The sequence below is a fragment of the Acetobacter suratthaniensis genome (genome assembly GCF_017377745.1).
Lineage (GTDB): Bacteria > Pseudomonadota > Alphaproteobacteria > Acetobacterales > Acetobacteraceae > Acetobacter > Acetobacter suratthaniensis.
This window is the reverse complement of record NZ_JAFVMG010000017.1, coordinates 21,286-40,606: the sequence shown is the minus strand read 5'-3', so window position 1 is coordinate 40,606 and position 19,321 is coordinate 21,286. Positions and strand designations below refer to the sequence as shown.

The window sequence follows — 19,321 nt, the reverse complement described above, 5'->3', positions numbered from 1 at the left end:
AAAAACAATAAAAATGAGGGGAACGGAGTCATGTCAGACACAACAGTGATACCCACCGGTTTTTACGAAAACTATCCCGCACTCCTGTCCGAGCAGGGGCTGGAGGCCATGCGCGACCATGCCAGCCGTGACCCGGATGGGTTCTGGCTGGAGCAGGCAGGGCGTGTGCACTGGCACAAAAAACCCACGCGTGGGTTTAGTGGCAGTTTCACGGGGGATGTTTCCATCCGGTGGTTTGAAGACGGGCAACTGAATGTGTCCGTCTGCTGCCTTGACCGGTTCCTGACCGAAAAGGCCGATCAGGTCGCCCTCATTGCCCACCGTGAGGGGCATGGCCCGGCAGAACGGCTGACCTACACCATGCTGCATGAGCGCGTGTGCCGCCTTGCCAACGCCCTGAGCCATCTGGGTGTTGAAAAAGGCCAGCGCGTGGCGATCTGCCTGCCTATGTGTTCAGAGGCGGTTGTGGCCATGCTGGCCTGCGCACGCATTGGTGCGGTGCATGTGGTGCTGTTTGGCGGGTTCTCGGCCGAAGGGATTGCCGAGCGACTGGTGGACAGTCAGGCGGTTGTGGTCATTACCGCCAGCACCTCCCGGCGTGGTTCCAAAATGGTGCCGTTCAAGGAAACCATGGATGCCGCCCTGCTGCGTGCCGGAGCGTCCAGTGCTGTGCATTCCATGCTGGTGGTGCGCACATCGGACGAACCGGTCATGATGCTGCCCGGGCGTGACCATGACTATCATGGCTTTGTCGATCATTTCGAGGCGGATTTTGTGCCGGTGATCATGAAGGCGGAAGACCCGCTGTTCATGCTCTATACTTCTGGCAGCACAGGTAAGCCGAAGGCTGTGGTGCATAGCTGTGGCGGTTATATCGTGTGGGCTGCCTATACCATGGGCATGGTGTACACTTTCCGCCCCGGCGATGTGCTGTGGTGCACGGCGGATGTGGCCTGGATTACGGGCCATACCTCGGTTGTGTATGGCCCGCTGGCCAATGGTGGCACCACCATGATTTCAGACAGCCTGCCGGGCCACCCGTATCCCGGCCGGTGGTGGGATCTGGTGCAGGAAAACAAGGTGACCATGCTGTTCACGGCCCCGACCGCCGTGCGGAGCATGATGGCCGAGGGCGATGAGGTTGTGAAAAAGCGTGACCTCAGTTCGCTGCGTCTGCTGGGTGTGGCGGGGGAGCCAATCAGCCCGGATGCGTGGCTGTGGTACCATGACGTGGTGGGCCAGAAACGCTGCCCCGTTGCGGATACATGGTGGCAGACTGAAACCGCCGGTGTGGTGCTGGGGCCAGTGCCGGGTGCGCAGGCGCTCAAGCCGGGTTCTGCCAGCACGCCGTTGCCCGGTGTGGACATGCGGGTGATCGACCAGCAAGGCAAGGTTCAAACCGGGGCGGCGGAGGGGGCATTGTGTATCGCCCGTTCATGGCCCGGTCAGGCACGTACTATCTGGGGTGACCATGCGCGGTTCGTGCAGACCTATTTCAGTGCGGCTCCCGGCCTGTATTTCACGGGGGATGGCGCCCGCCGCGATGCGGACGGCTATTACTGGATTACCGGGCGTATGGATGACGTGATCAACATTGCCGGTCATCGTCTTGGCACGGCCGAGGTGGAAGACGTGCTGGGTGAGGATCACCGTGTGGTGGAAAGTGCCGCTGTGGGCATTCCGCACCCGGTCAAGGGCGAGGCGCTGGTTGTGTTTGTTATCCCCCGCAAGGATGCGGCAGGGGAACTGACGGAGGAAGGCATAGGCCGTTTTGTGGCAAAGCAGCTGGGCCGGTACGCCGCACCAGAGGCCGTGTATCTGGTGCCGGATCTGCCCAGAACGCGCTCGGGCAAGATTGTCCGCCGTCTCCTGCGCAAGATCGCGCAGGGCGAGACGGAAAACTTCGGCGATCTGTCAGCTCTGAACGATATGGCTGTGGTTAAAACCCTGTGTGACCGGGTGTGGGCGCAGTCTACTTTCGGGCAGGGTGTTCCTGAGCAGGCCAGAGCGTGACGGCCTGTTAGGTTCTTGGACGTCGGACTTGCCATGCGCGGCAGGAGTGAAAGGCCAGGGATCATGCCCTGGTCTTTCCATTTATGGAGTATTTACTCAGTCAGGACGGTCAGGCTCAGGCGGCGTATGCACAGGAAAGGCGGATGATGGTTTTTTTTGATGCCGGGCAGCGGGGCCAGTGTATCCAGTACGCTATCACGTGGAGAGTGACGTGGAACGGTCAGAACAGGAAGTTGGCTGGAACAGGGGACCGACCCCAGTGCTATAAGTGTTGAAATCGCTGGTAGAAGTCGAAACATAAAGCACGCCTTTTCGCTGCCGCCTTTTCACTCTGCACGGTTGTCACTTAATGAATAATTAAAAATATTTGCATGAAACCCTTTTCATACTCTTTTGTCACAAGAGCGTAATTCTTAATCTTTTTGCGGTATTTCCGAAGGAAGCGCCCTGCCGTCAAACGGCGTATTTGTGCCTTGGGGCCAAGCCGCCTAAACAGGGGCGTTGGCAACGCATGGCATGGGAAGTCATGAAGGATCTATTTGAAGGGCATCATGTCGGGACTTCGCGCCCGCTGAAGCTGTCTGATGATGTCGTAAGCACCGCAACCTATGGCGGGCCGGACAACTGTTACCGTTACACGCTCAGGCGCGTATGGGAGCCAGCTCGCCCCCTGTTGATGTGGCTGATGATGAACCCATCCGTTGCGACTGAACAGGGGGATGACCGCACCGTGGCCAAGTGTCAGCGTTATGCACGGGCATGGGGTTATGGGGGGATGCTGGTGGGCAATACCTTTGCCTATCGCTGCACGGATCAGACCCGCCTGCTGGAAACGCCCGATCCCATCGGGCCGGAGAATGATGCCGCCCTTCTGGCAATGGCGCGTGAGGCCGATCAAGTGATTGCGGCTTATGGTTCGCCCCACCATCGGGAGTTGCGTGCGCGCGGGCCGGAGGTTGTGCAGGCATTACAGGCCCACGGCATTGCGGTTTATGCGTTGCGGCTGAGTGCCTCCGGGCGACCGTGCCACCCGCTTTATCTACCGTCCAGCCTCACGCCTGCGCTCCTGCCCGAACAGGGCGTGTAAGGCACGGGCCGCGAGCCGCCATGTTGACGGCGGCAGCGCATCGGTATCGGATGGGGCATGCCATGACGGTGGGCAATAAAAAGGAAGACAGGATCGTGACGGAACAAGGCGGGCGGCAGATGCAAAGCGGGCAGGGCGTGGCAGGAGCCGCGGGTGGTTATCTGGCTTCGGCTGAATTTAACACCATGCTTGACCGGCTGGGTGCTGTTGCAGCGCGCACCGGGCTCAATGTGGCGCCGGGGCAGCAGGTTATTCTGACAGCCCCGCTCAGCGCCGTGCCGCTCGTGCGCCGGATTACAGAACATGCCTACAAGGCAGGCGCTTCGCTGGTGACGACATTCTACTCGGATGATGAAACCACGCTGGCCCGCTATAAATATGCGTCTGACCCCACGTTCGATACTGCCGCAGGCTGGCTGGCGCAGGGCATGGCTGAGGGATTCCGGGCCGGGGCTGCCCGTATGGCTGTTACAGGTTCCAACCCCACCTTGCTTGCAGGTCAGAACCCTGATCACGTCTCACGCGCCAGCCGGGCTGCCTCTGCGGCTAATCGTCCGGCTATGGAAATCATCACCAATTTTGATGTGAACTGGTGCATTGTCGCAGCCGCGACCCCGGCATGGGCTACGCAGGTTTTTCCTGACCTGCCTGAAGATCAGGCGCTCGAAGCCTTGTGGAAAGCCATTTTTTCCGTCTCGCGCCTGACCGGGGCCGACCCTGTGGCCGATTGGGAAGCCCATAACGCTATTCTGCACCGTCGCGCCACGGCCCTGAACGATGCCCGCTATGCGGCGTTGCATTTTTCGGGGCCGGGTACGGATCTGACCGTAGGGCTGGCAGATGGCCATGACTGGGCGGCAGGCTCCGAACTGGCGGGCAATGGGGTGTTGTGCAACCCCAATATCCCCACCGAGGAAGTGTTTACCACACCGCACCGCCTGAAGGTGGACGGCACGGTGTGCAGCACCAAGCCCCTTTCCTATCAGGGGTCTCTGATCGACGGTATTCAGGTGCGTTTCGAGCAGGGGCGGATTGTGGACATGCACGCTGCGCGTGGGCAGGATACGCTCATGCGGGTTCTGGATACGGATGAAGGTTCGCGCAGGCTGGGCGAGGTGGCCCTGGTGCCGCATTCCTCTCCCATCTCGCAAAGCGGGATTCTGTTCCAGAATACCCTGTTTGATGAAAATGCCGCGAGCCATATTGCCCTTGGGCAGGCTTATACAAAGTGCATGCGCGATACGCAGGGGCAGGATGAAGCCGCTCTAACCGCGCGTGGTGCCAATACCAGCCTGATTCATATCGACTGGATGATTGGTTCAGGCGCCATTGACGTGGATGCCCTGACGGCGGACGGTACGCGAGCGCCTCTCATGCGTAAGGGTGAGTGGGTTTCAGACGTTTGATGAAACAGATGAAAAGGGTGGTGGGGATGTCTTTTCTCCGTAAGGTTATGCAGCAGCGTCATGGGTGGGGCCGTTTTGGCAGAATGGCACTTGGAGCCACCCTGCTGGTGGGGAGCGTGGTCTCCGGCGTGGCACAGGCGCAAACCACGGCGCCGGTCGGGGCTGGCGGGCAGGCTTCGGGCCTGACACCTGAGCAGGTCGCCACAATGCAGCATGATATGGACACGGCGCTGCATTATCATCTGGCCTCTGATGTTCTGCCCCGGCTGTCCGCGACACTGCGGGCTATTCAGGCTGCGGGCATTCTGCCTCCGGCCCGCTATGGCATGTCGCTTGATCAGCAGGTAGGGCTGGTGGAGCAGGTTCCGGGGCTGGAGGCCATTCTCAAGGCGCATGGTTTTAGCGCCCATGATTTTGTCATGAGCCTGACCTGTGTAGGGCTGACCACCAATTTCATGAATGTTCCGCCCTCTCAGGTAAAAGGCAATATGCCCACACCAGACGCGCATAATGTCGAACTGCTCAAGAGCAACCCGAAGGCATTGCAGGAGCTTGTGGGTGTGCTGCGTGGTGCGCGACAGAACAGCAGCAGCACATCCGTGCATTAAATAATGCTGGTGCGGGGGCGTTAGCCTGTTCTTAACATCTGTCTGGTGTGATCTGGGCAGGCCCCGTATTTGTTTTTGATCTGGAGGAGGGTGCGACAGTGACTGGTTTTACCGCCGCCGATTCCTCTGCCGCCATAGCGCGGAGCAACGCCTATACCGTGCCGGTCGATGCCAGTGCGCGGGTTGGAGCCGTAACGCCGGTCTCCAGCGTAACGCAAGGTGCGACCAGCCGGGATACCGTCGTTCTTTCAAATCTGGCACTAGAAGCGCTGGAAGATTTGGGGGCAACTGGCACCGTATCCTCCACCATGCTTGATAGTATTGTGGAAGCCGCCAGCCGTTTTACCGGCGGTGCTGGCCTGCTTGATGCACTCAATACCCAACGGCCAGAAGCGGTCTCTTTGTTGCAGGCCATGCCGCAACCGACCGTCAGTATTGGCGATAGTGTGGCGCTGCACCTGCAGGCTACCCAATTGGCGGGTATTGAGCAGATGTTTTCATCCGGGCTTGGGGGAGGGCTGGTGGGGAATGCCCAGCTTTTTCCCGCTCTGGCAGAAGCGGATGCCGTCTCCATTGTGTTGCAGGCCATAGCCAGCGAGCCATCTGGCACACAAGGTGCCCAGAGCGGAGGGGGGCCAGTCTCTCAGGCGGGCCAAACACAGGCGGCAGTTATAGCCAGTGCGCTTCAGGCACTGGTGGGGACGCAGGCCAGCACGGAGGCCGCAGCGGTTGCGGTTCTTCTGCCCGCATTGCTGGAAACCGTCGCACTGCATGACGAAAGCTTTTTATCGTCCATCTTTTTAGCATCGGGGTTGCGCCCTTCCATTACCCTGCCGGGGTTGCTGCTTTCAGGCTCTGCGCTGTCCTCTGTTGCTACAGCGCTGGAAAATGCTCTGTCTGGCACGGAACTGACCGATACCCAGAAAGCGACTTTGCTCAATGCGTTCAGCATGGCGCAGGCAGAGGGGGAAACGGGCGCGGTTATCGGCGGGCCGGGATCATCTGGTGCGGCGGGTGGGCTCTATGCTCCGCCGGGCCTGTATCATCCCACGGGTACGAATTGGCCGCTTTACAATCAGGTATCGCAAGGGGGACTACCAGTACCAGAGGGGGCAGCCGAGCTTGCCGCGAGCATGAGCCTGGAGGCCGTGGCTTATGAAAACGCCGTGCGTCCCGCGCTATCGGGCGAGGTGAGGCCGCATGATGGCGGGTTGTATGCACAGACCCAGCAGGGATTGCCCCTGTCCAGCCTGGAAGAAATGGGCCGAACACCCTCCAATATGGGTGACATGAACATAAACGGGTCGCTGGCGTTGGCGGCTCTTATGTCCGGTCTGGGTGGTGGGGGCGGTGAAATGCAGGCGGCCTCTTTTTCTAATGCCATGCTGAACAGCACTGCTCTGACATCGGTTATCAATGCAGGCTGGACAGTGCTGCTGTCGGGGTATCAGTTCCGCCTGTATCCGCCCTATATCCGGCGCAGGCGTCACTGGTGGCGCAGGCTCCGTGTCTGGCGGACATCCCCGGCTGATCCTAACCAGCAGGACGACGCGTTTTATGGCGGTGGCGCCCGTTCAGGTGGGTACACAGCTTAAAAATCGACTAAAATGCTTTTGTGCTCGCCTGCCTTCGTGGATGTTATTGTTTGCAGAATGGGGGAGCGCTCTCATTGTCTGTGCATTGATAGGCGCGCAAGGCGGCGTCACAGCTGCGCTGAGGGTGTCCTTTTAATATGGCCTGTATTTCAGACCATGTAAGGGAAATACCAATTTCGCTCCGCAATGGATTTATGTCTGTGCAGGACGAGAGAAATTCAAAAAGAGGCGGCCCCCACTCCTTAACCCACGGGTCCATAAGAACAGGGGCGGTATTGGAACCCAAGCCCAGTGTTTTGATAAAACCGTGGTAAGGGTCCATACGGAAAGACAGGCCCTGATGGAAAATGAAAGCGGCATTCTCTCTGTTTACATGGGATGTCGTGTGTAAAAAAAGCGGGACACAGGCTGATGCACAGAGGCCGTTGGGAGCAACTTCTATTTTCAGATTATGGGTGTTGAGCAGCGAGGCAATTTTTTCAGCCGCCTCTGCATCACCTCCCGGGCTGTTTATAACCAGCGTGGTGGCGGGTTGGGTGCGAGGTGTGCTGAGTGCCGCATCCAGCTTATGATAGGCTGCTCCCGTTATGGGGCCATCAAAAGATAATGTGCTGTCGTTTACCCATGCCACGGAGGTGGGTGGCATTGCGCTGCTGTAATCTATGTAATCATTGGTGCTGCGATCGAGAAAGATTTCGCAGATAATTGTCAGGGCAGGCAGAACGGCAAAACAACAGAGTATGATTTTATTTTTTTTGCTCGATTTTTCTGGAAACATTTTTATGTGCTCTATTTCTTGGTATGATTTGTGAAATTTCCTTTATATATATTGTAATGAATTATATTGACTGCGTTGAGGCAATATAAGGTGCGTGTCGGTTAGGCTTTGGGCGTGGTTTTTTATTGATGTTCTCTCAGTGAGAGGTCGCAGGCGCGCAGGTTGGCTCAGCCGGAAGCTCAAGGCTGTTGAGTGTTCCGTTCATGCGAAAATCGCCAAAATCCAGATCCAGCTTGTCCACAACGCCATTGGCGTAAGAGTGCATGCCAATGACGTAGGTGGGCGTCATGTTCTGCCCGTTTCGATCATAATAGGCCACATGGATATGGCCAGCAGGGAGCGTGCGCAGGGCAGGTGGGGCGTTGGGGGCCGGGGTGGCCGTCCAGCCCATTAGGGTTGCGTAGCTGTCCTGTGCCCCGTCAGGCAGGGTGCCGTCGAACAGGGGGGCGGAAAGCTCGTTCTGGCTGGCGAGTGCCGCGCTGACAAGCGCTCGGGTGTGGGCCATGGGAAACATGGTGCCTGCTGGCAGGGGGAGTTTTTTTGCCAGAGGTCGGGCATAAGTGACGGCACCTGATCCATCGCTGTTGAGTTGCGCCTGCCCGCTCACGTTCTGCAAAATACGGCCATTGACGGTTTCCTGTGTGCGGAATGTCAAATGTCGGCCATCCAGACTTTCAGAGGTCGTGTAATCGGCCTGCATGTGTTCTGGACCATGTTCACGGGTGATGCTTTGAATGTCCAGTTTCTGCACGGTTTCCCATGCGCTGCATGTACGCTGTACGGAATAGGTCATGCTGCCAGAGGCATCGGTTGTGCCGCCACCGGCAGATTGCGCCAGATCAAGGCTATAACGTACAGTTTGCGAGGCCAGAGGGGTAGGCTGTGACGCTGCATGTGAGGACTGTATCGACAGAAAAAAAGACGATGCAAACAGCAGGCAAAAAGCAGGTGCGGCGCAAGGGCGGGCCGTAAACAGGTAAAAAGTCATGGGCGCAAGGGAAAGCATATGGCGGTTTTATGCAACCGTATGCGGCATAAAAAATTCTGTGAGCGTGCCACTGGCTTGGCCTCAAGGTCATAACTGTTCTGGTGTATCAGGTGGTGGACGTTCTGTTGTAGTGGGTCATGTTTAGGTCAGTTATTAATTAATTTTGAATAGAGTATGTATTTATACGGATTTTTCTATTATCAGGGTTTTGCGGGCATGATAGATTTCGTAAAAGTGGTAGAGAGTGCGCGATGCCAGTTAATATTAGGCAGTATATTTCTGTAGAAAAAACAAAAACTTATTTTTATTTTTTGTTTTTATACGTTTTTATTGCCTATCTCTCAATCAGTTACACATCCTATCATGTCGGGCATGCCACGATATGGCCTGCTGACGCTTTGATGCTGGCCTCTATTTTTTCTAGAAAAATAGACAATATCTCCAGTGCGACCCTGATAACGTTTTTCGCAAACCTGATTGCCCAGACCATATGTGGCTATCACGGTTTTTATATGATCCTGTACGCTCTGGTCAGTTCGATACAGATTTTTCTTTCCTGCCATGCCTACAGAATTTACATCAGGAAAGGTCTTATTTTTTCTGATTACAAGTCTATTCTTGTTTTCAATGTCAGTTCTGGTGTTGTTTTCCCTTTTATTTGCGCGATACTGGGCGGAAGTTTTAACGCCATTGAGGCGGGTAGCCCCTTTTTGGGAGATTTTGCCGACTGGTTTTTTAGCCTGTCTCTTGGCAATGTCGCTTTCACCCGGCCTTTTACCTATATTCTCAGCGGCGCTCTGCGCGATAACCTCAAAAACGCATTTTCGACCGGTAAAGGCATTGCCATTTCCTGCCTTTCCATTTTGGTGACGGTTGTGGCGTCATGTCTGGTGTTCAACCAGAGCGAATATCCTTTCCTGTTCATTCCAAGCTCTCTGGTTATTGCCAACTCCCTGCTGTGCGGCGAAGTGCTTGGTTCCAGTACGGTCATGTTCGTGTCCATGCTGGCCATTCACTTCACGTTCAAAAATTCCGGTCCTATTGTTTTAAGGCATCTCGGGCATTTGGGGCAGGAAGCCATTTTGCAGATTTATCTGCTGTTTCTGGTTTTTACCGAGCGCGCAGTCTCGATTATTTTCATGCGGAACGAGAGCCTGATGCAGGGTGTTTCCGCTCGTGAGCAGATGCTTAATCTGATGATGTCCAACGCCACGGACAGTATCGTCAGTATTGGATGCGATGGGCTGTGCCGCTGGGCGGGTGGTGCCTCTCTCGATCTGCTTGGGCGTAGTGCGTCAGATATCGTAGGAGAAAACATCATTCATATTCTCGGGGCAGAGGAAGTGAATGAAAGTGTTCTGCGGTCGTTTTTTGAGGATGATAGTAAAACCATCTATACGTTTTCCGGTCGTTCTTCTTACCGGAAGATACTGTTCCTGAATGTCAGTTTCAGAAAGTTCTGGACAGGCGGTGTTGTGTCGGGTGCCATCGTGACCGTGCATGATATTACCAAGGAATCTGAAAAGCTGGCCGATGCTATCCAGCGTTCTGAAAAAGATCAGTTGACGCGCCTGCTCAACCGCTCGGGTTTCAATGAAAAAATGAAAACCTTGCTTGGATCAGAGATAAAAACCTTCTGCCTGTCTTATATTGATATTGATCACTTCAAGACAATCAATGACACCTATGGTCATGAGGTTGGTGATCTTGTGCTGACAAAAATCTCCAATCTCATGCTGGCTGAAATGCGAGAGGTGGATATTGTTTCGCGCTTTGGGGGCGATGAGTTTGTGATCGCCGTGCTGAGTGATGAAGAAAAGGCAGCCGAGGTTTTCGCACGTCTTGTTGCACGGGTGCAGGCTGAGGTTTTTGAAATCAGCCCCGGTCGCACGCTCCAGATTACAATCAGTTGCGGGTTTGCGAAATATACGGCAGGCAAGATGCTCGACCTCCTGATACAGGAGGCGGATACGGCGCTGTATGACGCGAAGCGCACAGGGCGTAATCGGGTCTGCGCGTTCAATAATCAGAAAATGGTGCTTGAAGCGGTGGATGCATAACAGACCCTGTATGGGGCGTTATGCGGTAAAGGGGCCTAGGCCCAGCCCTGCTGTGTGCAGGGCGGAGAGGTAAGGCTTTAGTCCTTGACGGTAACCGGCTTGGGCTTGGGGAGTGCGAGAGCCAGCGACAGTTCCTTGATACGCTCGGCAGGCACGGGAGCGGGTGCTCCCATCATCAGGTCTTCGCCCTGCTGGTTGAGCGGGAACAGGATGACTTCGCGGATGTTGGGTTCATCGGCCAGCAGCATGACAATACGATCCACGCCGGGGGCGGAACCACCGTGGGGCGGTGCGCCGTAGCGGAATGCGTTGAGCATGCCCCCAAAGCGGGCTTCTACTTCGCTTTCGGGATACCCGGCAATTTCAAAGGCCCGTACCATGACTTCGGGCAGATGGTTACGGATTGCGCCCGAAGAGAGCTCGATACCGTTGCAGACGATATCGTACTGATAGGCCAGAATGTCGAGCGGGTTCTTGCTGTTGAGCGCATCCAGCCCACCCTGTGGCATGGAGAACGGGTTGTGCGAGAAATCAACCTGATTGGTTTCTTCGTTCAGCTCATACATCGGGAAATCGGTGATCCAGCAGAACCGGAAAGCATTTTTCTCGATCAGGTCAAGCTCTTCGGCAATGCGGGTGCGCACAAGCCCGGAGAACTTGGCGACATCATGCCCCTTGCCAGCAGCAAAGAAGACGGCATCGCCCGGGTTAAGGCCCAGAGCCGTGCGGATGCTCTCTACGCGGCTGGCTTCGAGGTTTTTGGCAATGGGGCCCTGACCGCCTTCTGCGTTGAAGGTGATGTAGCCCAGCCCGCCCGCGCCATTTTCACGCGCCCAGGCATTGAGCTTGTCAAAGAAGGAACGCGGGCGATCGCCAGCACCCGGAGCGGGAATGGCGCGGATTTCGCCGCCATCAGCCGCAATCTTTGCAAACAGCCCAAAGCCCGAACCGGCAAAGGCTTCTGTCACGTCTGTAATGAGCAGCGGGTTGCGCAGGTCGGGCTTGTCAGAGCCATACACCTTCATGGCGCGGGCGTAGGGAATACGCTCGAAGGGGGCGGTGCTGACGGTGCGGCCATCGCCGAATTCTGTAAACAGCCCGCTCATGACTTCTTCCATCACCGCGAAGATTTCATCTTGCGTGGCGAAGGCCATTTCAAAATCAAGCTGGTAGAATTCACCGGGGGAGCGATCCGCGCGTGAGGCTTCGTCACGGAAGCACGGAGCGATCTGGAAGTAGCGGTCGAACCCGGCCACCATGGCGAGCTGCTTGAACTGCTGCGGTGCCTGCGGCAGCGCGTAGAACTTGCCGGGGTGGTTGCGTGAAGGCACCAGAAAGTCGCGTGCGCCTTCGGGGGAGGACGCGGTCAGGATGGGGGTTTGCAGTTCCACGAAGCCCAGCTTCGTCATACGCTGGCGCATGCTGGCGATAACGGAGGCGCGCAGGCGGATGTTGCGGTGCACCTTGTCGCGGCGCAGGTCGATATAGCGGTAACGCAGGCGCAGCTCGTCGGAATAGTGTTCCTGCCCGGCCACCTGCAGGGGCAGAACGCTGGCGGCGGACTGGAGCACGAACTCGCGGGCGCGCACTTCAATATCGCCCGTGGCCAGATCGGGGTTGCGGGTGCTTTCCTCGCGCAGAACCACTTCACCGGTGACGGTAATCACGCTTTCCACGCGCACATGCTCGGCCGTTTCCATAACGGGAGACCCCGCAGGGATAACGATCTGGGTAATGCCGGTTTCATCGCGCAGGTCAATGAACAGCAGCCCGCCGTGGTCCCGCTTGCTGTGTACCCAGCCGGACAGGCGGGTTGTGGCGCCCGCATCATGCGCGCGAAGGGCCGAGCAGCTGTGGGAACGGTAGGGGTGCATGGCTGTGTCCTGAACTCTGGCCCGTTGCGTGGGCGTGGCTGTGAGCGGAAAAAAGAGAATGCTTCAGAACGCGGAGGAAGCAGGGGCGGGGCGGATATGTCAAGGCTGCATTCAGCCGGAGGCCTGTGCCAAGCTTGCTTTGAAGGGGGTTTTCCTGTAAGGCGCAGCCACCACACGGGCACCCCTGGAGGCACGTGTGATGAACAAGTTCTTTAGGAGAGACCAACGTGTCCAAGATTACATCGATTGAAGCTTCGGCGCGCGCGAGGGCTGGTAAGGGGGCAGCGCGGGCGACGAGGCGTGAGGGTCTGGTGCCTGCCGTTGTTTATGGTGGCAACCAGGAACCCACCCTGATCGCGCTTGATCCGCGCGTTGTCATCAAGGGCCTGCAGACGTCCGGCTGGCGTTCACGCGTGTATGAAATCACGGTTGACGGCAAGGTTGAACGCGCCCTGATCCGTGACGTGCAGCTGCACCCGGTCAAGGATTCGCCAGTGCATGTTGACTTCCTGCGTCTGGCCGCTGGCTCGCGCGTGCATGTTGAAGTGTCCGTGCATTTCGTGGGTGAAGAAAAGTCCCCCGGCATCAAGCGCGGTGGCATGCTCAATGTTGTGCGCCACACGGTTGACGTGGAAGTGGATGCAGACCGCATTCCCGAATTCTTCACGGTTGATCTGGGTGCGCTCGACATCAACGACAACGTGCGTTGGGAAGACGTGAAGGGCACCGAAGGCGCGACCCCGGTCTCTCACGAGCCGAACTTCGTGATCGCCAGCATTGCCGCGCCGAACGTGGACACCACGGCAGCTGAAGGCGCTACGGCCTAATCGGTCTGGCTTTTTCAGGTTACTGGCTGAATGACACGAACGTGGGGGCATGCGCGATGCGTATGCCCCCCGTTGTGTTCAGGAATGGGGTAAAGGCAGGCTATGCTGCTCTGGGTCGGACTTGGCAATCCCGAGTCCTCCATGCGCCGGCACCGGCATAATGTCGGCTTTATGGCGCTGGAAGCCATCGCGGCGCGTTACGGGTTTTCGCCCTGGCGCAACCGCTTCAGGGGCGAGGTGGCCGAAGGCCGCGTGGGCGGGCACAAGGTGCTGGCACTGCTCCCCATGACCTATATGAACCGTTCGGGTGAGAGCGTGCAGGAAGCGGCTGCGTTCTACAAAATCCCGCCTGAGCGGATTACCGTTTTTCATGATGAACTCGACCTTGCGCCGGGTCGCCTGCGTATCAAGCAGGGGGGCGGAGCCGCAGGGCATAACGGCTTGCGCTCGACAGATCGCATGCTGGGCACGCCTGAATACTGGCGCGTGCGGATTGGCATTGGCCATCCGGGCGAAAAAGCGCGGGTGCATGGCTGGGTGCTGGGTAATTTTACGGACACTGACCGTCAGGAATGGCTGGATCGGATGCTGGAGCGCATGGCTGAGGCCGCGCCCATGTTGGCCGAAGGTCGGGCGGATCAGTTTATGACGCGTGTTGCACTGCCGGAAGGGAGCAAGGGCTGATGGGTTTTAACTGCGGAATCGTGGGGCTGCCCAATGTGGGCAAGTCCACTCTGTTCAATGCGCTGACGGCGACAGCCACGGCGCAGGCGGCCAATTATCCGTTCTGCACCATCGAGCCCAATGTGGGCCGTGTTGCGGTGCCAGACCCCCGGCTGGATGAACTGGTGCGTATCGGCAAGTCGCAGCGCGAAATCCCGACCAGCCTCGAGTTTGTGGATATTGCGGGCCTGGTGCGTGGCGCCTCACGCGGTGAAGGGCTGGGTAATCAGTTTTTGGCCAATATCCGCGAGGTGGATGCGGTCATTCACGTCCTGCGCTGCTTCGAGGATGATGACATTACCCATGTCGAAGGTGGCGTGGACCCGGTGCGTGATGCTGAAATCATTGAAACGGAGCTGATGCTCGCGGATCTGGATTCGCTGGAAAAGCGCCTGCCCAACCTGCAAAAGAGGGCGCGCAACCGCGATGCCGAAGCCATGGCGCAGATCGAAATCATCGAACCGATCATGGAGGCCTTGCGTGAAGGGCAGCCGGTGCGTGCGGTTATTCCGGCAGGGCAGGAGGAAACGGTGCGCCGTCTCCAGCTGCTGACCAGCAAGCCGGTTCTGTATGTTTGCAATGTCGAGGAAGACTCAGCCGCCGAGGGCAATGCGTTTTCCCGCAAGGTGCAGACTATGGCCGAGGCACAGGGGGCGGCGGTGGTGATCGTGTCTGCTGCGATCGAGGCCGAAGTCAGCCAGCTTGAGGATGCCGAACGCCGCGAGTTCCTTGAAGGGCTTGGGCTGAAGGATAGCGGGCTGGATCGTGTGATTGCCGCAGGCTACGGTCTGCTTGGGCTGCGAACCTATTTCACGGTCGGGCCGAAGGAAGCCCGTGCATGGACAATTACGGCTGGCACGAAAGCGCCGCAGGCCGCAGCGGTCATTCACAATGACTTTGAACGCGGCTTCATTGCCTGCGAAACCGTCGCATACGAAGATTATGTCCGCTATGATGGTGAAGCCGGTGCAAAAGAGGCTGGCCGTCTACGTGTTGAAGGCCGCGACTACGTCGTGCAGGATGGCGATGTGCTGCTGTTCCGCTTTAACGTCTGAAGCGCGTAGCCTTATTTAATTTTACTGGAACAGGGCCGCAGGGTGCGGTCCGCCAAATTGAAATGGAGATAGGAACACCGTCATGATCACGGAGGGAGACAGTCTGCAGCATGTGGCGCAAGGGATCGTACCTGTTCAGGGGAACGGTTCGCCGGATGCGGGGCCGATGATTGCACTTGCCCGCCGCGCCCGACAGGCGTCGCGGGTGTTGGCGCAGAGTTCTTCCTCTGATCGAGACAAGGCGCTCTGGGCGGCTGCGGCTGCCCTGCGTGAAATGGCCCCAGCCATTCTGGAGGCCAATGCTCGTGATCTTGACGCGTCCACCGCGACAGCCGCCTTCCGTGACCGCCTGACCCTTACCCCCGAGCGGGTAGAGGCTATGGCGGAAGGGCTTGAAGCCATCGCGGATCTGCCTGACCCCGTTGGGCAGGTCATGGAGGAATGGACGCGGCCCAACGGCCTGCGTATTCGCCGTGTGGCAACGCCGGTCGGGGTGATTGGTGTTATTTACGAAAGCCGCCCCAATGTCGGGGCCGATGCTGCGGGCCTGTGCATCAAATCCGGTAATGCGGTTCTGCTGCGTGGCGGGTCTGAAAGCCTGCATAGCGCGCGTGCCATCCATGCTGCGGTGCAGGCTGGCCTCCGGGCCGCCGGTCTGCCTGAGGATGCGGTGCAGATCGCCCCGGATGCGGACAGGCGGCATGTGGCCGATATGCTGGGGGCTGCCGGGCTGGTTGACCTGATTATTCCGCGCGGCGGGCGTTCGCTGGTCGAGCGGGTGCAGGCGGAGGCCCGTGTGCCCGTGCTCGCCCATGCGGAAGGGCTGTGCCACACCTATGTGCATGCTGCGGCAGACCCGGCTATGGCGCGCCGTATTGTGCTCAATGCCAAGATGCGGCGCGTGGGGATTTGCGGTGCGACCGAAACCCTGCTGATCGACTCCGCCATTGCGCCGTCCCTGCTGCCGCAGATCGTGGCTGATCTGGCCGAGAAAGGCTGCGTTTTCCATGCGGATGAACGCGCACGCGCCATTGTGCCTGAACTGCCCGCCGCGACAGACGAAGATTTCGCGACCGAATGGCTTGATGCGGAACTGAGTGTTGCGGTGGTGGATGGGGTTGAAAGCGCGCTTGACCACATCGCGCAGTTTGGCTCATCCCACACCGAAGCCATTGTGACATCGGATGAGGGTGTCGCGATCCGTTTCATGAACGGCGTTTCCAGCGCGGTGGTGATGTGGAACGCTTCCACCCAGTTCTGCGATGGCGGAGAGTTCGGGTTCGGGGCCGAAATCGGCATTGCCACGGGGCGTTTCCATGCACGTGGCCCCGTGGGCGTGGAGCAGCTTACGACCTTCCGTTACGAAGTGATCGGCAACGGTCAGGTTCGGGCCTGAGCGCGTAGCCTCGGCGAACAACCGGGGCAGGCGCGCCATGCGGCAGGGAGTGGAGATGCTTTCGAACGTGTCCTCTCTTTGTGTGCCGGATACCGCAGGGGCGTCTATTCCCACATGGGGGGATGGGCGGCGGGGTCGTATTGGCCTGCTTGGGGGGTCTTTTAACCCCGGGCATCTGTGGCACCGGGCCATAGCACGTCGCGCCTTGGCGGCTTTGGGGCTGGATCAGGTGTGGCTTATGGTCTCGCCGGGGAATCCGCTCAAGGCCGGGCAGGCTATGGCGGCGTTTGAAAGCCGGATGGCTACGGCCCGCACTCTGGCTGACGGCCGCAGAATTGTGGCGACAGATATAGAAGCCCGACTCGGTAGCCGCTATACGGTGGATACGGTTGGGCTGTTGCGGCGGCGTTTTCCGCATGTGCATTTTGTCTGGCTTATGGGGGCAGATGGCCTCGCCTCACTGCCACGCTGGAAACGCTGGCGCGTTCTGGTGCATGATCTGCCCATAGCGGTGTTTCCGCGACCGGGGCAGAACGCGCCCGCTCTCAACGGGGCCGCCGGTCAGGTTATGGCACGCTGGCGGGTGCCTGCGCGCAGGGCGTGTGCCCTTGCGTTACTTTCTCCCCCGGCATGGGCTTTCCTTGCAGGGGCACAAAACAGTATATCAGCAACGGCCATCCGAAAACGCGGCGGTTTTCCCGCTAGCACACGCTCCACGGCAGGGCAGGATGGGCAGAAGACAGGAGAACAGTCATAGCCAAGAAGCCCCCCGCCGATACTCCGGCACGCCCCCGTTCGTCTACCGCCTCCAGTCGGGCGGAGAAGGCGGCTCCTTCCCGTGCCGCCGTGTCCGGTGCGGCTGCTGCACCGGGTTCGGTACGCAAAAAGGCTGCGGCCGCAGGGCCGAAAACCCGCGCCAAGCGCGCTGTGGTGGCGCCTGACCTGCTTGAGCAGTCGCTTGCGATCATTACGGCCAGTCTGGATGACGACAAGGCGGAAGATATTGTCGTGATTGACCTGGCTGGTCGTGCATCCTTTGCCGATCGGATGGTGATTGCTACAGGTCTGGCAGACCGGCAGATTGCCGCCATGGCCCAGCATATCGAGCGCAAATTGCGTGAGATCGGGATCAAGCGCGTGCTGGTGGAAGGGGCGAATGGCTCCGACTGGGTGCTGCTCGATACAGGTGATATTGTCGTGCATCTGTTCAAGCCCGAATCCCGCGCGATGTATGGGCTGGAAAAGATGTGGGGCGCTGAGCTGGATGACAGCAACGAAGATAGCGTAACCCGGCTTTGACACCACGTGGTGGTGTTTTGCGTGCCAGAGGGAAAGACTGATGCGGCTTGTGGCTGTGGGCCGTATGAAGGACAAAGCCGAACTGGCACTGGTGGAACGCTACCGCAAACGGCTGCGCCCCGCCCTTGATATTGTAGAACTGCCCGATGGCCGGGGCAGTCCTGACGAAATCAAGCGGCGTGAAGCGCAGGCCATTCTGGCCGCCTGCCCGGCGAACAGCTTTGTGCTGGCGCTGGATGAGGGCGGGCAGTCATGGGGCAGCCCGGCACTGGCTAGTGCCATGCAGGGCTGGATGGCCGATGCCCGTCCGCCCTGTTTTGTCATTGGCGGGGCAGAGGGGCTGGATGCCTCCGTGCTCCATCGGGCGGATGCCGCGCTTTCGCTCGGCGCACTGACATGGCCGCATATGCTTGTGCGCATTATGCTGGTGGAGCAGATTTATCGTGCACAGGCCATTATGGCGGGTCATCCCTACCATCGGTCTGGCCGTCCCTGATCATTCCGTTTCGAAAAACGATTCGGCAACAAGCCGTTTTTCCCATGCCTTGCAGGCGCTGCGCAGAACATGAACCAGCCGGGTTACGAGCGGCATGTTCTGTCCTGCCCGTATGGCTACCGCCAGTGTCGCGCGCGGTGCCGGTGCGCTGATGCCATGAAATGTCACCCCGCCCGTATGAATCTGGCTGAGTGAGCGCGGTACGACACTTACCCCCAACCCTGCCGCTACCAAAGGCACCGTACCCGCGATCTGGGGGGCTTGTTGCCCGATGACGGGTGTTACTCCCGCCGACTGATAGGCGGAGAGAATGGCATCATGAAAACCCGGCCCCAGTTCTCGCGCGAAAATGATCAGAGGCTCATCAGCCACCATATCAAGGCTGATGACCGGGCAGGTTGTCAGCCTGTGCCCGCGCGGTAGGGCGATAACGGTTGGCTCATCCAGCAAATGAAAAACCGAAAGGCGCGCCGGGTTGGGGGCCGGGGGGCGGATAATAGCCAGATCAACCGCATGGTCATGCAGGGCGGCGCATAGGGCGGGAGTGTTGCTTTCTTCCAGCGAGAGCGTGACATTGGGCGCCATTTCCCGAAAACGGCGAATTGTCAGCGGAATGACGGGCAGCAGGGGGACCGCCCCGGCCAACCCCATGCGGATATGCCCGGCTTCGCCGCGTGCGAGTTCCTGCGCCGTGGAAAGAAACTGGGTTTGCAGGTCAAGGATTGTGCGGGCGCGGGGGAGGAGAGCCTGTCCAATATCCGTCAGCCTTACACCGCGCGTCTGGCGCTCGAACAGAACCACGCTCAGGTCGCGTTCCATCTGGCGGATCTGTTGGCTGAGCGGGGGTTGTTCCATGCCCAGCGCTTCGGCTGCGCGGGTGATGCTGCCATGTTCGGCCACGGTAACGAAGTAGCGCAGATGCCTGATATCCATGACCCATACGTATAGCATATGGCAGTTGTCTTGAAGATATAGTGGCAGGCGGAACGTTCTTGTTATATCAAAAGCGCGGCATGGACGGGCGGCTGGCTGGCATGCTGATCCGGCTGTGATATTTCGTTTGTCATGGCAAAATGTAGACTGTAACCGAACCGGGGGCAGGTGCGGGGAAAGCGT

The 19,321-nt window shown here is 58.5% G+C and carries 17 protein-coding genes; 13 read left to right on the top strand and 4 right to left on the bottom strand.

Annotated features, from left to right (window positions below; all coding sequences use genetic code 11):
- Positions 1 to 30: 30 nt before the first annotated feature.
- The 5 genes from acs to J2D75_RS12580 all read left to right on the top strand — a co-directional run bounded on the left by acs (position 31) and on the right by J2D75_RS12580 (position 6,709).
- On the top strand, positions 31 to 2,013 hold the full coding sequence (acs, locus tag J2D75_RS12600; RefSeq protein ID WP_207855174.1) for an acetate--CoA ligase: 1,983 nt from the start codon (positions 31 to 33) through the stop codon (positions 2,011 to 2,013).
- 526 nt (positions 2,014 to 2,539) lie between these two features.
- Entirely contained in the window at positions 2,540 to 3,100 is a 561-nt protein-coding gene (locus tag J2D75_RS12595) for a DUF1643 domain-containing protein (RefSeq protein ID WP_207855173.1), read from the top strand.
- Between the two features lie 185 nt (positions 3,101 to 3,285).
- On the top strand, positions 3,286 to 4,506 hold the full coding sequence (locus J2D75_RS12590; RefSeq protein WP_243428744.1) for an aminopeptidase: 1,221 nt from the start codon (positions 3,286 to 3,288) through the stop codon (positions 4,504 to 4,506).
- Positions 4,507 to 4,532: 26 nt separating this feature from the next.
- Positions 4,533 to 5,114, top strand: coding sequence for a hypothetical protein (locus J2D75_RS12585; RefSeq protein ID WP_243428740.1), 582 nt, complete (start codon positions 4,533 to 4,535; stop codon positions 5,112 to 5,114).
- A gap of 98 nt (positions 5,115 to 5,212) precedes the next feature.
- The gene (locus J2D75_RS12580; RefSeq protein ID WP_207855172.1) at positions 5,213 to 6,709 is read left to right on the top strand and encodes a hypothetical protein; all 1,497 of its coding nucleotides are present in this window, start codon (positions 5,213 to 5,215) and stop codon (positions 6,707 to 6,709) included.
- Positions 6,710 to 6,752: 43 nt separating this feature from the next.
- Here J2D75_RS12580 and J2D75_RS12575 read toward each other — a convergent pair whose 3' ends face one another.
- The gene (locus J2D75_RS12575; protein ID WP_207855171.1) at positions 6,753 to 7,487 is read right to left on the bottom strand and encodes an ATP-dependent Clp protease proteolytic subunit; all 735 of its coding nucleotides are present in this window, start codon (positions 7,485 to 7,487) and stop codon (positions 6,753 to 6,755) included.
- Between the two features lie 136 nt (positions 7,488 to 7,623).
- Positions 7,624 to 8,493 (bottom strand): EipB family protein, encoded by an 870-nt coding sequence (locus J2D75_RS12570; RefSeq protein WP_207855170.1) that lies wholly within the window; start codon positions 8,491 to 8,493, stop codon positions 7,624 to 7,626.
- A gap of 233 nt (positions 8,494 to 8,726) precedes the next feature.
- Between J2D75_RS12570 and J2D75_RS12565 the strand changes: the two genes are divergently transcribed.
- Positions 8,727 to 10,535 (top strand): diguanylate cyclase, encoded by a 1,809-nt coding sequence (locus tag J2D75_RS12565; protein ID WP_243428739.1) that lies wholly within the window; start codon positions 8,727 to 8,729, stop codon positions 10,533 to 10,535.
- A gap of 77 nt (positions 10,536 to 10,612) precedes the next feature.
- On the opposite strand, the gene aspS is transcribed toward J2D75_RS12565, so the two are convergent.
- Positions 10,613 to 12,409 (bottom strand): aspartate--tRNA ligase, encoded by a 1,797-nt coding sequence (gene aspS / locus J2D75_RS12560; RefSeq protein ID WP_207855168.1) that lies wholly within the window; start codon positions 12,407 to 12,409, stop codon positions 10,613 to 10,615.
- A gap of 227 nt (positions 12,410 to 12,636) precedes the next feature.
- On the opposite strand from aspS, the gene J2D75_RS12555 reads away from it, so the two are divergent.
- From J2D75_RS12555 to J2D75_RS12525, 7 genes are all read left to right on the top strand, one after another.
- Positions 12,637 to 13,236: a 50S ribosomal protein L25/general stress protein Ctc gene (locus tag J2D75_RS12555; protein WP_207855167.1), complete on the top strand. Its 600-nt coding sequence runs from the start codon at positions 12,637 to 12,639 to the stop codon at positions 13,234 to 13,236.
- A 102-nt stretch (positions 13,237 to 13,338) separates the two neighbouring features.
- A complete protein-coding gene (gene pth, locus J2D75_RS12550) occupies positions 13,339 to 13,920 on the top strand; it encodes an aminoacyl-tRNA hydrolase (protein WP_207855166.1) in 582 nt (193 codons plus the stop codon).
- Positions 13,920 to 15,014 (top strand): redox-regulated ATPase YchF, encoded by a 1,095-nt coding sequence (gene ychF, locus J2D75_RS12545; protein WP_207855165.1) that lies wholly within the window; start codon positions 13,920 to 13,922, stop codon positions 15,012 to 15,014. The genes pth and ychF overlap by 1 nt, the downstream gene beginning before the upstream one ends.
- 82 nt (positions 15,015 to 15,096) lie before the next feature.
- Positions 15,097 to 16,410 carry a glutamate-5-semialdehyde dehydrogenase gene (locus tag J2D75_RS12540; RefSeq protein WP_207855164.1) on the top strand — a complete coding sequence of 438 codons (1,314 nt, stop codon included), beginning with the start codon at positions 15,097 to 15,099 and terminating at the stop codon, positions 16,408 to 16,410.
- 55 nt (positions 16,411 to 16,465) lie between these two features.
- Complete coding sequence (locus J2D75_RS12535; protein ID WP_243428738.1) at positions 16,466 to 17,167, top strand: nicotinate-nucleotide adenylyltransferase; 702 nt, start codon at positions 16,466 to 16,468, stop codon at positions 17,165 to 17,167.
- A gap of 89 nt (positions 17,168 to 17,256) precedes the next feature.
- Positions 17,257 to 17,709 (top strand): ribosome silencing factor, encoded by a 453-nt coding sequence (gene rsfS, locus J2D75_RS12530; RefSeq protein ID WP_207855162.1) that lies wholly within the window; start codon positions 17,257 to 17,259, stop codon positions 17,707 to 17,709.
- Positions 17,710 to 17,749: 40 nt separating this feature from the next.
- Positions 17,750 to 18,205 (top strand): 23S rRNA (pseudouridine(1915)-N(3))-methyltransferase RlmH, encoded by a 456-nt coding sequence (locus J2D75_RS12525; RefSeq protein ID WP_207855161.1) that lies wholly within the window; start codon positions 17,750 to 17,752, stop codon positions 18,203 to 18,205.
- On the opposite strand, the gene J2D75_RS12520 is transcribed toward J2D75_RS12525, so the two are convergent.
- Positions 18,206 to 19,138 carry a LysR family transcriptional regulator gene (locus J2D75_RS12520; RefSeq protein ID WP_207855160.1) on the bottom strand — a complete coding sequence of 311 codons (933 nt, stop codon included), beginning with the start codon at positions 19,136 to 19,138 and terminating at the stop codon, positions 18,206 to 18,208.
- Positions 19,139 to 19,321: the final 183 nt, after the last annotated feature.

Bases quoted from the DNA above. Each gene is read 5' to 3' on its own strand.
- acs (WP_207855174.1), top strand. From the start codon at position 31: ATGTCAGACACAACAGTGATACCCACCGGTTTTTACGAAAACTATCCC.
- J2D75_RS12595 (WP_207855173.1), top strand. From the start codon at position 2,540: ATGAAGGATCTATTTGAAGGGCATCATGTCGGGACTTCGCGCCCGCTG.
- J2D75_RS12590 (WP_243428744.1), top strand. From the start codon at position 3,286: ATGCTTGACCGGCTGGGTGCTGTTGCAGCGCGCACCGGGCTCAATGTG.
- J2D75_RS12585 (WP_243428740.1), top strand. From the start codon at position 4,533: ATGTCTTTTCTCCGTAAGGTTATGCAGCAGCGTCATGGGTGGGGCCGT.
- J2D75_RS12575 (WP_207855171.1), bottom strand. From the start codon at position 7,487: ATGTTTCCAGAAAAATCGAGCAAAAAAAATAAAATCATACTCTGTTGT.
- J2D75_RS12570 (WP_207855170.1), bottom strand. From the start codon at position 8,493: ATGCTTTCCCTTGCGCCCATGACTTTTTACCTGTTTACGGCCCGCCCT.
- J2D75_RS12565 (WP_243428739.1), top strand. From the start codon at position 8,727: ATGCCAGTTAATATTAGGCAGTATATTTCTGTAGAAAAAACAAAAACT.
- aspS (WP_207855168.1), bottom strand. From the start codon at position 12,409: ATGCACCCCTACCGTTCCCACAGCTGCTCGGCCCTTCGCGCGCATGAT.
- pth (WP_207855166.1), top strand. From the start codon at position 13,339: ATGCTGCTCTGGGTCGGACTTGGCAATCCCGAGTCCTCCATGCGCCGG.
- ychF (WP_207855165.1), top strand. From the start codon at position 13,920: ATGGGTTTTAACTGCGGAATCGTGGGGCTGCCCAATGTGGGCAAGTCC.
- J2D75_RS12540 (WP_207855164.1), top strand. From the start codon at position 15,097: ATGATCACGGAGGGAGACAGTCTGCAGCATGTGGCGCAAGGGATCGTA.
- J2D75_RS12535 (WP_243428738.1), top strand. From the start codon at position 16,466: ATGCTTTCGAACGTGTCCTCTCTTTGTGTGCCGGATACCGCAGGGGCG.
- J2D75_RS12525 (WP_207855161.1), top strand. From the start codon at position 17,750: ATGCGGCTTGTGGCTGTGGGCCGTATGAAGGACAAAGCCGAACTGGCA.
- J2D75_RS12520 (WP_207855160.1), bottom strand. From the start codon at position 19,138: ATGGATATCAGGCATCTGCGCTACTTCGTTACCGTGGCCGAACATGGC.